The organism is Motilibacter rhizosphaerae (assembly GCF_004216915.1).
Lineage (GTDB): Bacteria > Actinomycetota > Actinomycetes > Motilibacterales > Motilibacteraceae > Motilibacter > Motilibacter rhizosphaerae.
The window spans coordinates 588,949-603,438 of sequence record NZ_SGXD01000003.1; the positions used below are offsets into that span (position 1 = coordinate 588,949).

General features: G+C 73.8%; 15 protein-coding genes. 7 read left to right on the top strand and 8 right to left on the bottom strand.

The features are described 5' to 3' along the window. Positions 1–1,962, top strand: a complete 1,962-nt coding sequence (locus tag EV189_RS13545; RefSeq protein WP_165400293.1) for a VWA domain-containing protein — start codon at positions 1–3, stop codon at positions 1,960–1,962. Positions 1,963–2,058: 96 nt separating this feature from the next. Here the strand turns inward: EV189_RS13545 and EV189_RS13550 are convergent, their stop codons facing one another. Next, the gene (locus EV189_RS13550) at positions 2,059–3,711 is read right to left on the bottom strand and encodes a putative bifunctional diguanylate cyclase/phosphodiesterase (RefSeq protein WP_130493459.1); all 1,653 of its coding nucleotides are present in this window, start codon (positions 3,709–3,711) and stop codon (positions 2,059–2,061) included. A 73-nt stretch (positions 3,712–3,784) separates the two neighbouring features. Beyond that, positions 3,785–4,933 carry a cystathionine gamma-synthase gene (locus EV189_RS13555; RefSeq protein ID WP_130493460.1) on the bottom strand — a complete coding sequence of 383 codons (1,149 nt, stop codon included), beginning with the start codon at positions 4,931–4,933 and terminating at the stop codon, positions 3,785–3,787. A gap of 54 nt (positions 4,934–4,987) precedes the next feature. Between EV189_RS13555 and EV189_RS13560 the strand changes: the two genes are divergently transcribed. Further along, complete coding sequence (locus tag EV189_RS13560) at positions 4,988–5,338, top strand: DUF3140 domain-containing protein (protein ID WP_130493461.1); 351 nt, start codon at positions 4,988–4,990, stop codon at positions 5,336–5,338. A gap of 9 nt (positions 5,339–5,347) precedes the next feature. Here the strand turns inward: EV189_RS13560 and msrA are convergent, their stop codons facing one another. Continuing rightward, positions 5,348–6,001: a peptide-methionine (S)-S-oxide reductase MsrA gene (gene msrA / locus EV189_RS13565; RefSeq protein WP_130493462.1), complete on the bottom strand. Its 654-nt coding sequence runs from the start codon at positions 5,999–6,001 to the stop codon at positions 5,348–5,350. Positions 6,002–6,214: 213 nt separating this feature from the next. Continuing rightward, positions 6,215–7,582: a cystathionine beta-synthase gene (locus EV189_RS13570; RefSeq protein WP_130493463.1), complete on the bottom strand. Its 1,368-nt coding sequence runs from the start codon at positions 7,580–7,582 to the stop codon at positions 6,215–6,217. A gap of 73 nt (positions 7,583–7,655) precedes the next feature. Here EV189_RS13570 and EV189_RS13575 point away from each other — a divergent pair, with 73 nt between their 5' ends. Together EV189_RS13575 and EV189_RS13580 are read left to right on the top strand one after the other, a co-directional pair. Beyond that, the gene (locus EV189_RS13575) at positions 7,656–8,717 is read left to right on the top strand and encodes an SPL family radical SAM protein (protein WP_130493464.1); all 1,062 of its coding nucleotides are present in this window, start codon (positions 7,656–7,658) and stop codon (positions 8,715–8,717) included. Positions 8,718–8,733: 16 nt separating this feature from the next. Further along, a complete protein-coding gene (locus EV189_RS13580) occupies positions 8,734–9,534 on the top strand; it encodes an SGNH/GDSL hydrolase family protein (RefSeq protein ID WP_130493465.1) in 801 nt (266 codons plus the stop codon). Here EV189_RS13580 and EV189_RS13585 read toward each other — a convergent pair. Then, positions 9,478–9,795, bottom strand: coding sequence for a hypothetical protein (locus tag EV189_RS13585; RefSeq protein WP_130493466.1), 318 nt, complete (start codon positions 9,793–9,795; stop codon positions 9,478–9,480). The two genes, EV189_RS13580 and EV189_RS13585, sit on opposite strands and share 57 nt — an antisense overlap. Positions 9,796–9,882: 87 nt before the next feature. Here EV189_RS13585 and EV189_RS13590 point away from each other — a divergent pair, with 87 nt between their 5' ends. Together EV189_RS13590 and EV189_RS13595 are read left to right on the top strand one after the other, a co-directional pair. Continuing rightward, positions 9,883–10,113 carry a DUF4287 domain-containing protein gene (locus EV189_RS13590; protein ID WP_130493467.1) on the top strand — a complete coding sequence of 77 codons (231 nt, stop codon included), beginning with the start codon at positions 9,883–9,885 and terminating at the stop codon, positions 10,111–10,113. A 67-nt stretch (positions 10,114–10,180) separates the two neighbouring features. Continuing rightward, complete coding sequence (locus EV189_RS13595; protein WP_130493468.1) at positions 10,181–11,176, top strand: LLM class F420-dependent oxidoreductase; 996 nt, start codon at positions 10,181–10,183, stop codon at positions 11,174–11,176. A 75-nt stretch (positions 11,177–11,251) separates the two neighbouring features. On the opposite strand, the gene EV189_RS13600 is transcribed toward EV189_RS13595, so the two are convergent. Further along, on the bottom strand, positions 11,252–11,809 hold the full coding sequence (locus tag EV189_RS13600) for a hypothetical protein (RefSeq protein WP_130493469.1): 558 nt from the start codon (positions 11,807–11,809) through the stop codon (positions 11,252–11,254). A gap of 127 nt (positions 11,810–11,936) precedes the next feature. Further along, on the bottom strand, positions 11,937–12,776 hold the full coding sequence (locus EV189_RS13605; RefSeq protein WP_130493470.1) for a helix-turn-helix transcriptional regulator: 840 nt from the start codon (positions 12,774–12,776) through the stop codon (positions 11,937–11,939). A gap of 116 nt (positions 12,777–12,892) precedes the next feature. Here EV189_RS13605 and EV189_RS13610 point away from each other — a divergent pair, with 116 nt between their 5' ends. Further along, complete coding sequence (locus EV189_RS13610) at positions 12,893–13,495, top strand: NADPH-dependent FMN reductase (protein ID WP_130493471.1); 603 nt, start codon at positions 12,893–12,895, stop codon at positions 13,493–13,495. A 160-nt stretch (positions 13,496–13,655) separates the two neighbouring features. Here EV189_RS13610 and EV189_RS13615 read toward each other — a convergent pair whose 3' ends face one another. Further along, a complete protein-coding gene (locus EV189_RS13615; RefSeq protein WP_130493472.1) occupies positions 13,656–14,450 on the bottom strand; it encodes a Bax inhibitor-1/YccA family protein in 795 nt (264 codons plus the stop codon). Positions 14,451–14,490 lie beyond the last annotated feature (40 nt).

Consider the following 14,490-nt stretch of genomic DNA (forward strand, 5'->3'; position numbering starts at 1 on the left):
GTGTCCTCGCGCTACGGCCAGTACCACGACGGCCCGGACCCGCTCGCCCCGCCGTACGACGTCCGCCGGGCGCTCGACGCCCTCGGCGACGAGGTCATGCGCGGGTCGTCGCTGCGCGACGCGGTGAACGACCTCATGCGGCGCGGCATGGACGGCCGGCGCGGTCTGGACGACCTGCTGCGCCGGGTCCGCCAGCAGCGCAAGCAGACCCAGCGCCGCGGCCGGCTCGACGGCACGTTGGAGGAGGTGCGCCGGCTGCTCGACCAGGCGGTCGGCCAGGAGCGCGCGCAGCTGTTCCCCGACCCGAGCGACGACGCCCGCTTCCGGGAGGCGCAGCTCGACGCGCTGCCGCGGGAGACCTCGCGCGCCGTCCGTGAGCTCGCGGACTACCAGTGGAGGTCGCCGCAGGCGCAGCAGAGCTTCCAGGAGCTGCAGGACCTCCTGCGCCGCGAGACGCTCGACAGCCAGTTCCGCGGGATGAAGCAGGCCCTGGAGTCGCCCGACCCCGAGGCGATGCAGGCGGTCAAGGACATGATGTCCGACCTCAACGACATGCTCGCGAAGGACGCCCGCGGCGAGCACACGCAGGCGGACTTCGACGAGTTCATGGCCAAGCACGGGGAGTTCTTCCCCGACGGCCCCGAGGACCTCGACGAGCTCGTGGACTCGCTCGCCCGCCGCGCTGCGGCAGCGGAGCGGCTGCTCAACTCGCTGACACCCGAGCAGCGCTCGGAGCTCGGGTCGCTGATGCAGCAGGCGATGCAGGACCTCGACCTCGCCAACATGATGTCGCAGCTGCAGGGCCACCTGCGCGGCCGGCGGCCCGACCTCGACTGGCAGGGCCGTGAGCGGATGCGCGGCGAGGAGGGCATGGGCCTCGGCGACGCGACCACCGCGCTGGAGGAGCTCGCCGACCTCGACGAGCTCGAGTCCGCGATGGGGCAGGACTACCCGGGCGCCAGCCTCGAGGACATCGACGAGGAGGCGGTCCGCCGCGCCCTCGGGCGCAAGGCCGTCGACGACCTCGAGGCGCTGCGCGACCTCGAGCGCGAGCTGGAGCGCCAGGGCTACCTCAGCCGGCAGAGCGGCGACCTGCAGCTGACCCCGAAGGCGATCCGCCGGCTCGGGCAGACCGCGCTGCGCCGGGTCTTCGCCGACCTCGAGGCCGCCCAGCGCGGGTCGCACGACGTCCACGACGCGGGGGCCGCCGGCGAGCCGACGGGGGCGAGCCGGCAGTGGCGCTTCGGCGACGAGCAGCCGATCGACGTGGTCCGCACCCTCACCAACGCCGTACGCCGTGGCGGGGCCGCGGCCGGCCGCGTGCGCGTCGAGGTGGACGACTTCGAGGTGGTCGAGACCGAGCGCCGGTCGAGCGCGGCGGTCGTCCTGCTCGTCGACATGAGCTACTCGATGGTGCTGCGCGACACGTGGGGTGCGGCGAAGCAGACCGCGCTCGCCCTGCACGCGCTCGTCACCGGCCAGTACCCGCAGGATGCCGTGCGCCTCATCGGGTTCTCGCGCTACGCGCGCGTCGTGCAGCCGGGCGAGCTGGCCGGTCTCGACGCCGACATGGTGCAGGGCACCAACCTCCAGCACGCGCTGATGCTGGCCGGGCGGTTCCTCGACGAGCACCGCGACGCCGAGCCGGTCGTGCTGGTCGTCACCGACGGCGAGCCGACCGCGCACCTGCTGCCGAGCGGCGAGGCGTGGTTCGACTGGCCGCCGCTGCCGGAGGCGATCGCCGCGACCGTCGCCGAGGTGGACCGCATGACGCGGCGTGGGGTGGGGCTGAACTTCTTCCTGCTCGACGACGACCCGCGGCTCGTCGACTTCGTGCAGGAGGTCGCGCGCCGCAACGGCGGCCGCGTGCTGCAGCCGTCGGCGCAGCGGCTGGGGTCGTACGTCGTCAGCGACTACCTGCGGATGCGCAAGGGCCGCGGCGGCCGGGGCCGCGCCGCCTGACCCCCGCGGCCGCGCCGCGTGACCCCCGGGCTCCGCGGCTCGATCCCACCCTCTCCCCGTGATCATGCACGTCCTGGGCGCCTAGGACGCGCATGATCACGAGGAGAGGGCGGCGAGCGGGACCGGGCGCCCGATGAGGTAGCCCTGCACCGCGTCGCACCCGGTCTGCCGGATCGCCTCCAGCTGCTCCTCGGTCTCGACGCCCTCGACCGTGACGGACATGCCGAGGTCGTGCGCGAGCGTCGTGATGCCGTGGACGAGCAGCTGCGTACGCCGGTCGGTGACGATGTCCGCGACGAACGAGCGGTCGACCTTGAGCGTGTCCACCGGCAGGTGCAGCAGGTAGCTCAGCGACGAGTAGCCCGTCCCGAAGTCGTCGAGCGCGATGCCGACCCCGAGCCTGCGCAGCCGGCCCAGGACTGCCTGCGCGGCAGCAGGATCCTCGACCACGGCGCTCTCGGTCAGCTCGATGACGAGCCGCTCGGGCGCGATGCCGGAGGAGCTGAGCGCCTGCTCGACGCTGCGCGCGAACGAGTCGTGGTGCAGCTGGCGCGCGGACACGTTGACCGAGACGGTCAGCCCGGGCAGCGCGACCAGATCGGCGCACGCGCGGCGCAGCGCCCACCGGCCCAGCTCGTGGACGAGCCCGGCCTCCTCGGCGACGGGGATGAACTCGTCCGGAGGGACCATGCCGGTCGAGGAGTCCCAGCGCAGCAGGGCTTCCGCACCGTGGACCCGGCCGCTCGCCAGCGCGAGCAGCGGCTGGTAGTGCAGGACGAGCTCGTCCTCGTCAGCGGCAGCGGCGAGCCGCCGGGCGACCTCCGCGCGAGCGGCGGCGCGAGCAGCAGCGGCGCTGTCGAAGACGACGGTACGGCCGCGACCCTGCTGCTTGGCCAGGTGCATCGCGGAGTCGGCGCGGCGCAGCAGCTCGTCCCCGTGCAGCGCGTCGCCCACGTCGATCGCGAGCCCGGCACTGGCGGTCACCGTGAGGACGTCGTCACCGACGCGTACGGGCTCGGCGAGCGCCCCGACCACCTGCTCGGCCAGCACCTCCGCCTGGGCGGGAGAGCGGATCCCGGTGAGCAGCAGGGCGAACTCGTCCCCGCCGAGGTACGCGCACAGCCCTCCCGCCGGGATCATCCGCCGCAGCCGCCAGGCCGTCGAGCGGAGCACGGCGTCGCCGCCGGTCTCGCCGACGCGCTCGTTGATGCGGGCGAAGCCGTCGAGGTCGAGCACCATGATCGCGCGGCGGCCGCGCACGGGCCGGTCGAGCTCGCGCTCCAGCCGCACCCGGTTGGCCAGGCCGGTGAGCCGGTCGTGGAACGCGAGGTGCTCGAGCTCCTTCGCGTGCGCGATGCGGGCGCTGATGTCGTGGCCGGTGACGACGAGGCCGAGGCCCGGGCGCGGGTGCATGGTGACCTGGAACCAGCGGCCCGGCTCGTAGGCCAGCTCGACCGACGGGGTGCGCAGCAGCAGCTGGAGGTCGACGGTCTCGGGCTGGCCCGTCTGCAGGCAGCGGTAGTGCACCTCGCGGGCGAGCTCGCGCTGCGTTGGGTGGACCAGGTGCAGCGCGGTGCGCCCGACGAGCGCGTCACCGTCAGCGAGCTGGGCGAGCAGCGAGGGACTCGCGTAGACCACCTCGCCCGGAGGCGCGACGACGAGCAGCAGGTCGGAGGTGTGGTCGAGCAGCACGCTGAGCAGCACCTCGTCGGGGACCGCGACGGTGCGGTCCAGCTGCTGACTGCTCACCCCGCTCTCATCGGCAGGGGGCGGCCGCAGCCGTACTCCGCGGGACGCGCGTCCCGCGAACGGCTCAGCGCGGCTACGCCAGGGCCTTCTCCAGGTCGGCGAGCAGGTCGTCCGCGGTCTCGATGCCGACGCTGAGCCGGACGAGGTCGGAGGGCACCTCGAGGGGGCTGCCTGCGGCCGATGCGTGCGTCATGCGGCCCGGGTGCTCGATGAGCGACTCGACCCCGCCGAGGGACTCCCCGAGCGTGAAGACCTCGGTGCGGCCGCACACCTCGACGGCCTTGGCCTCGCCGTCGACGAGGCGGAACGACACCATGCCGCCGTACGCCCGCATCTGCCGGCTCGCGATGTCGTGCCCGCGGTGGCCCGGCAGCCCCGGGTAGAGCACCTCGCTGACGGCCGGGTGGCGGGTCAGCAGCTCGACGACCCGCTCGGCGTTGGCGCAGTGCCGGTCCATGCGGACGCCGAGCGTCTTCGCCCCGCGCAGGACGAGCCAGGAGTCGAAGGGGCCGGGGACGGCCCCGGCCGCGTTCTGGTGGAACGCCAGCCGCTCCCCCAGCTCGGCGTCGCGGACGACGAGGGCACCGCCGACGACGTCGGAGTGGCCGCCGAGGTACTTCGTCGTGGAGTGGATGACGACATCGGCGCCGAGCGACAGCGGCTGCTGGAGGTAGGGCGACGCGAAGGTGTTGTCCACCAGCACCTGCGCGCCGTGGTCGGTCGCGATCTGCACGACTGCGGCGATGTCGACGACCGAGAGCAGCGGGTTGGACGGCGTCTCGACCCAGACCAGCTTGGTACGCCCCGGCCGGACCGCCGCGCGCACCGCGTCGAGGTCACGCAGGTCGACGGGGTCGTACTCGACGCCCCAGGGCGCCCACACCTTGGCGAACAGCCGGTAGGTGCCGCCGTACGCGTCGTTCGGGACGATCACGTGGTCGCCGGGCCTCAGCAGGGTGCGCAGAACGGTGTCCTCGGCGGCGAGGCCACTGGCGAACGCGAGGGCGCGCGAGCCGTCCTCCAGCGCTGCCAGGCACTCCTCGAGCGCGGTGCGGGTCGGGTTGGCAGAGCGGCTGTACTCGTAGCCGCCGCGCAGGCCGCCGACACCGTCCTGCTTGTAGGTGCTCGCCTGCACGATCGGCGGCACCACTGCGCCGGTCACCGGGTCGGGCTCCTGGCCCGCGTGGATCGCCAGGGTCTCGAAGCCGTGCCGCTCGCTCATGCCGCCACGCTACCTCCGGGGTGCGGGCCGGGAGCCGGGGGAAGACCCTGGAGCATGGCCGACGACGACACGTACGCCCGCTTCCGCGAGGCGGTCAACATGACCCCGCACCAGCTCGAGCAGTGGCTCGAGACCGAGGAGTCGCGCTCCGTCGGGATCGCCGGGGGCGAGAAGAAGTCAGCGCCCGGCGGCAAGGAGTCCACGGGACACGAGAGCGGCCGGCGGATCGTCGAGATCCTGCGCAAGGGGCGCTCGGACCTCGACGCCGACGACGAGGAGCAGATGGGCCGGGTCGTGGCCTACGTCCACCGCCACCTCGCGCAGCGCCCGACGAAGGAGGACGTCGAGGGCTCGCGCTGGAGGGCGTCGCTGATGAACTGGGGCCACGACCCGCTCAAGGACTAGCCCGGCTGCTCAGGCCTGGAGGCCCACCGGGCAGGAGACGCCCGTGCCGCCGAGACCGCAGTAGCCGTACGGGTTCTTCGCCTCGCTGAGGTACTGCTGGTGGTAGCCCTCGGCGTAGTAGAACTCGCCCGCGGGGCCGACCTCGGTCGTGATCGGCCCGTACCCCTTGGCGGCGAGGCGCTCCTGGAACGTCCCGCGCGTGCGCTCGATCGCCTCGCGCTGCGCCTCGCTGGTCCAGTACGCCGCGGAGCGGTACTGCGTGCCGACGTCGTTGCCCTGCCGGTTGCCCTGCGTCGGGTCGTGCGACTCCCAGAAGACCTTGGCGAGCTGCTCGTACGACACCTGCGCGGGGTCGTAGACGACCTGGACCGCCTCGGTGTGGCCGGTCAGGCCCGTGCAGGTCTCCTCGTAGGTCGGGTTCGGCGTGTAGCCGCCCTGGTAGCCGACCGCGGTGCTGTAGACGCCCGGGACCTGCCAGAACGCGCGCTCCGCGCCCCAGAAGCAGCCCATGGCGAAGTACGCGGTCTCGAGCCCCTCGGGGAACGGGCCCTCGACGGGCGTGCCGAGCACGGTGTGCGTCGACGGGACGGCGTAGGGGCGGACGGCGCGGCCGGGGAGGGCCTGCTCGCGGGTGACGGGGGCGGTCTTCAGGCGTCCGAACATGCCTGGTGAACGCTCGGCGGGCGTGCGGGATTCCAGCCCGGCGCCCGCCCGCCCCCCTTGACCGAACAAGGGCACCCAGTACGCCTCGGAGCGCCACTGGGGCACCCTGTTCACTCCGGGGGCCGCGCCTCCCGAGCGAACAAGGGCACCCAGTACGGCTCCCACCGCCACTGGGGCACCTTGTTCGATCCTGCGGGCCGCAGCCAGGACGACCTACCGCGCCAGGTGCGCCAGCAGGTCCTGCCGCGTGATGACGCCCACCGGGTCGCCGTCCGCGATGACCACCGCCGCGCCCGCGCTCTCCAGTGCCGCGACCGCCGCGGACACGGACTCCCCCGAGCCGATGATCGGCAGCGGCTCGGCCATGTGCTGCTCGAGCCGGTCGGCGAGCGAGGCCCGCCCGGCGAACAGCGCGTCGAGCAGGTCGCGCTCCGAGACCGAGCCCACGATCTCCGCGGCCTTGACCGGGGGCTCGGCGCGTACGACGGGGAGCTGCGAGACGGCGTACTCGCGCAGGATGTCGACCGCCTCGCGCACGGTCTCGCCTGGGTGCGTGTGGACGAAGGCCGGCGTGTCCGAGTGGTCCTTGGCGCGCAGGACGTCGCCGACGGTCGCCTCGGCGGAGGTCGACAGGAAGCCGTACGACGCCATCCAGTCGTCGTTGAAGATCTTCGAGAGGTAGCCGCGGCCGCCGTCGGGCAGCAGCACGACCACGACGTCGTCGGGACCCGCCGCGCGCGCGACCTCGAGCGCCGCGACCACGGCCATCCCGCACGACCCGCCGACGAGCAGCCCCTCCTCGCGCGCGAGCCGCCGCGTCATCGCGAACGAGTCCCGGTCGGACACGGCGATGATCTCGTCCGGCACCGCGGGGTCGTACGCGGTGGGCCAGAAGTCCTCGCCCACGCCCTCCACGAGGTACGGACGACCCGTCCCGCCGCTGTAGACCGAGCCCTGCGGGTCGGCCCCGATGACGCGCACGGCGCCGCCGGAGGCCTCCTTGAGGTAGCGCCCGGTGCCGGTGATCGTGCCGCCGGTGCCGACGCCGGTCACGAAGTGCGTGACGCGCCCGTCGGTCGCCTTCCAGATCTCGGGCCCGGTGGTCTCGTAGTGCGAGCGCGGCCCCTCCGGGTTGGAGTACTGGTCGGGCTTCCAGCCCCCGGGCAGCTCGCGCGCCAGCCGGTCGGAGACCGAGTAGTAGGACCGCGGGTCCGACGGCTCGACCGCGGTCGGGCAGACGACGACCTCCGCGCCGTACGCCTTGAGCACGTTGCGCTTGTCGACCGCGACCTTGTCCGGGCAGACGAAGACGCAGCGGTAGCCGCGCTGCTGGGCGACGATCGCCAGGCCCACGCCGGTGTTGCCGCTGGTGGGCTCGACGATCGTGCCCCCGGGCTGCAGCGCGCCGGACGCCTCGGCCGCCTCGATCATCCGCACGGCGATGCGGTCCTTCACCGAGCCGCCGGGGTTGAAGTACTCGACCTTGGCGAGCACGGTGGCGGCGATGCCCTCGGTGACCTTGTTCAGGCGCACCAGCGGGGTGCCGCCGATGAGGTCGACGACGGAGGCGGCGTAGTCCATGCCCACGAGCCTAGTTGCGCACCTCATACCGCCGACAGGGCAGGCACGGGCGCCGCACGGTGTTGGACAGGGCATGAAGCTCTGGACGCCGAAGCGCGTCCTCGTGACCAGGTCGGCGGCCGAGCGCCCGCACGGGCAGGAGATCGTCGCCCGCTGCGCGGCGGCCGGCGTGACCGACATCCAGCTGCTGCCCGGCGACCGGCTGCCGCGCACCGACGAGGGCGACCCCCGGGCGACGTACGCGCTGGCGAAGCAGACGCTCGCCGTCGTCGTCTCCCCGCCCTCCAAGCGCCGCCCCCAGCCGATCCCGCCGAGCGCGGACTGGCGCTTCGACCTCGCCGAGGGGTGCCCCGCGCACTGCCAGTACTGCTACCTCGCCGGCTCGCTGAGCGGCCCGCCGATCACCCGGGCGTACGCCAACCTCGACGAGATCCTCGGCGAGCTCGACGTCAAGGTCGGCGCCGGCACGGTCACGAGCGCGAGCCCGGAGCGCGCGCACGAGGGCACGACCTTCGAGGCGTCGTGCTACACCGACCCGCTCGGCATCGAGCACGTGACGGGCTCGTTATCCGCTGCGGTCAGGCACTTTGGCGCGCACGAGTTCGCGGGGCCGGTGCAGCTGCGCTTCACGACGAAGTACGCCGACGTCGACCCGCTGCTCGGCCTCGACCACCGCGGCCGCACCCGCGTGCGGGTCAGCGTCAACGCCGCGCCCGTCTCGACCCGCTTCGAGGGCGGTACGGCGCCCGTGGACGACCGGCTCACCGCCGCAGGCAAGCTCGCCGCGGACGGCTACCCCGTCGGCCTCGTCGTCGCACCGGTCATGCCGGTCGACGGCTGGCAGGAGGCGTACGCCGACCTGCTCGCCCGCGCCGCCGGCGCGATCCCCGCGACCGCGGACCTCACCATCGAGTGCATCACCCACCGCTTCACGCCGGGCTCGAAGGAGACCCTGCTGGAGTGGTACCCCCGCACCAAGCTCGACCTCGACGAGTCGCGACGCACGCAGAAGCGCACGAAGTTCGGCAGCGTCAAGCACGTCTACCCCAAGGAGACGATGCGCGAGCTGCGTGAAAGCCTCGAGGGGATGCTGGCCGAGCACCTGCCGCAGGCGCGGCTGCTCTACTGGACCTGATCCCGGGGAGGTCGGCATGCGGAGGCGGAGCGGGGCGCTCGCGGTCGCGGGCCTCGTCGGCGTGAGCGCCGCCCTGCGCGCGCTGGTCAGGGCCGAGGTGCGCCTCGCGCGGCGCAGGATCGGCCGGCTGTCCACGCCGTACGCCGCTGACGGGACGCACGGGGACGGTGCCGACGCGATCCGCCTCGCCGTGCTCGGGGACTCGAGCGCGGCTGGCCTCGGTGTCGCTGACGCACTGGAGCTCCCCGCGGTGCTCGTGGCCCGCGGGCTCGCCGCCGCGACCGGGCGCCGGGTGGAGCTGAGGACCTTCGCCGTCGTCGGCGCGCAGACCTCCGACCTCCGGCCGCAGGTCGAGGCCGCCCTGTCCGCCGGCGCCGAGGTCGCCGTCGTCATGACCGGCGCGAACGACGTCACCCACCGGGTGCGCCCCGAGGTCGCGGCGGCGCACCTGGCGGCGGCCGTCCGGGCCCTGCGGGCGGGCGGGTGCGCCGTCGTCGTCGGGACCTGCCCCGACCTCGGGACCGTGCGCCCGATCGCCCAGCCGCTGCGGACCTGGGCCCGGGTCGCGTCCCGTCGGCTCGCGGCCCAGCAGGCGGCGGCGACGGTGGCGGCCGGTGGCACCAGCGTCCCGCTCGGCGACCTGCTCGGCCGCGACTTCCACACCCGGCCGGGCGAGATGTTCAGCTCCGACGGCTTCCACCCGTCCGCCGCGGGCTACCGCGCCGTGGCCGAGGCGCTGCTGCCGGCCGTGCTCGACGTCCTAGGGGTCCGTACGCCGCAGGCCGGCGACCCGCTCGCGCAGCCGCTCGGCCACTGACGCCGGCGGGTCGAGCGCGAGCAGGTCCGCCCCGCAGACGGCCAGCTGGTCCGCCACGACCGGGTCGCCCAGCCGCGGCAGCGGCCGGGCAGGCTCCCCCTCCAGGCGCGCGGCGGCGTCCGCGAGCTCCTGCGCCACCGAGTACGCCGCGTCGGCGGGCGTGCGGCCGTCGGCGCCGGGCCGGGCGAGCGCGCTGAGCGCGGTCGTGCGCAGCCGGTCGACGGCGCGGCGCAGCTCGGTCTGCAGGTCCTCGGTCGCCACGGACCGATCCTGCCAGCCGCGTACTTGTGCAGCGGGGACTCCTGCAGGCACCCTCATGAGGACAGCGTCGTCACCCAGGAGGCATGCATGTCCCACGGCCACTCCGACGAGACCCACGCGCAGCTGATCTCGCGCATCCCGACCACGACGGGGCGCGAGGTGGGCGACTGGCTGCAGGCCCTCGAGGCCGGCCCGAGCCTGCTCCGCTTCGACGAGCGCGTGGAGTGGCTGCGCACCGAGCACGACCTCCCGCACGGCTACGCCGCCGCGATCGTGCACGAGCACGACCTGCGCCGGGCGCACCGCTCCTTCAGCTAGCACGGCCCTCCAGCGGGAGGTCCTGCCGGCTGGATTGGCCAACCTGCGACCGGGAACCCTGCCGAGCATGGACATCGGCTACACGATCATGGGTGAGCAGGCGGGTCCCCGGCAGCTGGTGCGCGACGCGGTCCGCTCCGAGCAGGTCGGCTACGACTTCCTCGTCTCCTCCGACCACTACTTCCCCTGGCTCGACAGCCAGGGCCACGCGCCGTACGCCTGGTCGGTGCTGGGCGCAGTCGCGCAGGCGACCGAGCGCATCCCGTTCATGACGTACGTGACCTGCCCGCTGTTCCGCTACCACCCGGCGGTCGTGGCGCAGAAGGCGGCGACGCTGGCGCTGCTGTCGGAGGGGCGGTTCACGCTCGGGCTCGGCGCGGGCGAGAACCTCAACGAGCACGTGGTCGGCCTCGGCTGGCCGCCGGTCGACGTGCGTCACGAGATGTTCACGGAGGCCCTCGAGATCATCAAGGGGCTCTTCGACGGCGGCTACGTGACGTTCCACGGCCAGCACTACGACGTCGAGTCCGCGAAGCTCTGGGACCTGCCCGACGAGCAGGTGCAGATCGGCATCGCGGTCTCCGGGCCGCAGTCGTGCTCGCTGGCCGGTGAGTACGCCGACCTGATGATCGCCACCGAGCCGAAGCCCGAGCTGGGCGAGCTGTTCGACGCCGCAGGCGGTGCGGGCAAGCCGCGCGTGGGTCAGCTGCCGGTGAGCTTCGGGCGCGACGAGGACGCGGCGGTGCAGCGCGCCCACGACCAGTTCCGCTGGTTCGGGCTGACGTGGAAGGTCAACGCCGAGCTGCCGGGGACGGCAGCCTTCGCGGCGGCGTCGCAGTTCGTGCGGCCCGAGGACGTGGCGGAGTCGATCCCGTGCGGGGACGACCCGGCGGCGATCGTCGAGGCGCTGAAGGCCTTCGACGAGGCGGGCTTCACGCACGTGGCGCTCTGCCAGATCGGCGCGGACACGCAGGAGGAGTTCCTCGCGTGGTCGGAGTCGGAGCTCCTGCCCGAGCTGCGCAAGGCGTTCCCGGGCACGAGGTCGCTGGCCCCGTCGTCCTGACCCTCCCCTGACAGATCCCTCCCCGTGATCATGCACGTCCTGGGGGTCCCAGGACGTGCATGACCACGCCGGGGCTCAGTGCAGGTCGGGGCAGCTGACCTGGGCGTTCCAGTCGGCGAACGTCCCGGCCACCTCGTGCTTCCACGCCCACACCGGCAGCTCGTAGACGAGCGGGCCGTCCCCGTCGAGGCGCAGCGGGCCGTTGAGCGGGACGCTGCCGAAGCGCAGCGGCTCGACGGTGCTCGCGTCCTGGTCGGCGTCGAAGACGAGGAACTCCGCGCCGACGAGCCGGTAGCGGCCGTGGTCGTCGGTGCGGTAGCGCAGCACGGCGGGGTGCGCCGGGTCGAAGCCGTCGACGACCTGCTGCCAGTCGACGAACGCGATGCCCTTCGCGCCGCTGCCGGCGGGGTCGGCCTCGCACTCGCCGGCCTGCTGGAAGCCGTCGGCGTACGCCCGGTCGAGGTCCTTGTCGTAGACGCCGTACGTGCTGGCGATCGAGGCGACGAGCGCGACGGTCTGCGGGTCGCGACCGTCCTTCTTGGCGGGCGCCGCCGAGGCGGGCGCGGCGAGCCCGACCGCGGTGGCGAGCACGGCGGCGGAGGCGGCGAGAGTGCGGGTGCGGGTGCGGTTCACGGGGTTCTCCTGGAGTCGGTGGTCCGAGGTCCAGAGCGTGTCCCCGCCCCCTTGATACGCACTTGTCAGGCACTTGCCGGGCGACCCCGAGCACGTCCAGGGGCCAGGACGTGCATGATCACGAGAGTCAGGAGACGGCGGAGAGCTGCTGCGTCCCCAGCACGCGGAGCAGCTGCAGGCGCTCGTACGACGCGCTGCCCGGCGCAGCCGTCAGCAGGATGAGCCGCTGCTCCTGCTCGGGGAGCACGAGCAGCTCCTGGTCCAGCACGAGCTCGCCGACCTCGCGGTGGATGATCCGCTTGGTCCGGCTCTGGTGCTCGGCGACCTCGTGGCGCGCCCACGCCTCCGCGAACTCCGGGCTGCGCTCCAGCAGGCGGCGGACGAGCCGCTGCAGCTGCTGGTCCTGCGGGTAGCGCCCGGACGCGGCCCGGAGCTCCGCCGCGCTGTCACGCGCGTAGCCGGGCCGGTCCGCGTGCGCGAAGCGGTCCTCCCCGCAGCCGACGAAGGTGAGCCAGACGAGGTTGCGGTCCTCCGGCGCCAGGCGCGTGAGGTCGCCGAAGAGCGCTGCTGCCAAGGAGTTCCAGACCAGCACGTCGCGGGCCGCGGAGATGACGAGCGCCGGGACGTGGTCGAGCCGGTCGACCAGCTGCAGGATGCTCTGCGGCACCTCGCGCGACATGCCGAGGCCCTGGCAGGCGCCGTACCCACCCAGCGCGAGCAGGTGGCTGCGCTCGGCCTCGGTGAGCTGGAGGGCGCGGGCCAGGGCCAGGAGCACCTGGCGCGACGGGCTCGGACGGCGGGCCTGCTCGAGGCGCGTGTAGTAGTCGACCGACAGCCCGGCCAGCGACGCGACCTCCTCGCGGCGCAGCCCGGGCGTACGACGTCCGCGGCCTGCCGGCAGCCCGACGTCTTCGGGTCGCACGGACTCGCGGCGGGTGCGGAGGAACTCCCCCAGCTCGGTGCTCACTCCCCCATCGTCGCTGGTCGCCGTCGAGGTAGCCAGGGCCTGGCAGACCCCGGCTCAGCCGGCCCGGGCCGAGCCCGCCTCTCCCGCTCCCGGCCGGAGCGGCGCAGGCTCGGCCCATGACCACCACCACCGCCCCCGTCCCCCTCCGCCTCGCCGTCGTCACGGGCAGCAGCCGCTCCGGCCGGTACGCGCCGGCCGTGACCCGCTGGTTCGTCGACGCCGTCGGCGACCGGGCGGACCTCGAGCTGGACGTGCTCGACGTCGCGGACCTCGAGCTCCCCGCCGACGGTCCCGCGCTCCCGCCCCGCTCCGGCCAGTACGACGCCCCGGCCGCCGCCCTCGCCGCGCGGCTCAGCGCCGCGGACGCCTTCGTGCTCGTCGTGCCGGAGTACAACCACGGCTACCCGGCCGCCCTCAAGCACGCGATCGACGCGACCTACTGGGAGTGGGCGGCCAAGCCGGTCGGGTTCGTCTCGTACGGCGGGGCCTTCGGCGGCGTCCGCGCGGTCGAGCAGCTGCGCCAGGTGGTCGTCGAGCTGCACGGGACGACCGTCCGGGACCAGGTGGCGGTCCCCGCGGTCTACGCGGCGTTCGACCAGGAGGGCCGCGCGCGCGGTGAGGTGCCCGTCATCGGCGACCTCGACGCCCTGCTCGACCAGCTGCTGTGGTGGGGGCGGGCGCTGCGGGCAGCGCGCGCCGAGGTCCCGTACGCCGCCTGAGGCTCGTGGTCATGCAGGTCCTGTGCGCCAGGATCTGCATGATCACGCGTGGGGCACCCGTCCCAGGATGTGCATGATCACGGGGAGGGGTGCGGGGAAGCACGGACGGGCCGGCCCCCCGAGGGGGACCGGCCCGTACGGGACCGACGCTGGTCCAGCGTCAGTCGTTGCCGCGCAGGATCGCGAGCAGGCGGAGCAGCTCGACGTAGAGCCAGACCACCGTCGCCAGGAGGCCGAAGGCCGCGAGCCAGGAGTAGCGCTCGGGCAGGCCGTTGCGGACGCCCTGCTCCACGAAGTCGAAGTCGAGCACGAGGTACGCCGCCGCGAGCGCCACGCCCGCCGCGCAGAGCAGCAGGCCGAGCCCGCTGACGCCGTAGAAGCCCCAGCCGCCGCCGACGCCGAACAGCGCGCCGACGAGCGAGGCGAGCGCGATGCCCATGTAGGCGAGGCCCGCCGTGGCGACGACCTTGACGAACTTCGGGGTCGCCTTGACGACGCCGGTCGCGTAGAGCGCGAGCATGGCGCCGAACGCCACGAGCGTGCCGATGACGGCCTGGCTCACGATGCCGGGCCAGCGGTCCTGGAACACGCTGCTGATGCCACCGACGAACAGGCCCTCGGCCGCGGCGTAGCCGAGCACGAGCGCGGGGTTGGTCGACTGCTTGAACGAGACGACCAGGCCGAGCACGAGCCCGACGATCATCCCGACGAACGCCAGCGCCGGCACGAACCAGCCGAGCGCGGCGAAGCCGACGAGGACGACGAAGCTGATGAGGGTCTTCATGACGGCGTCGTCCACCGTCATGCGGCCCATGTCGACCGCGCTGGCCGCCGGGCGGCGGTACATGTCCTCCAGCGAGCCGGGCGTGGGGGTGGGGACGTCCCGGAACGTCGCGTACCCGCCGCGCTGCGAGAACGCAGCGCTGCGGTTGAAGACCGGGTTCCTGCTGGCCACGAGGCACCTCCGTGGGGCGACCGCACCGTGCGGGGCCCTG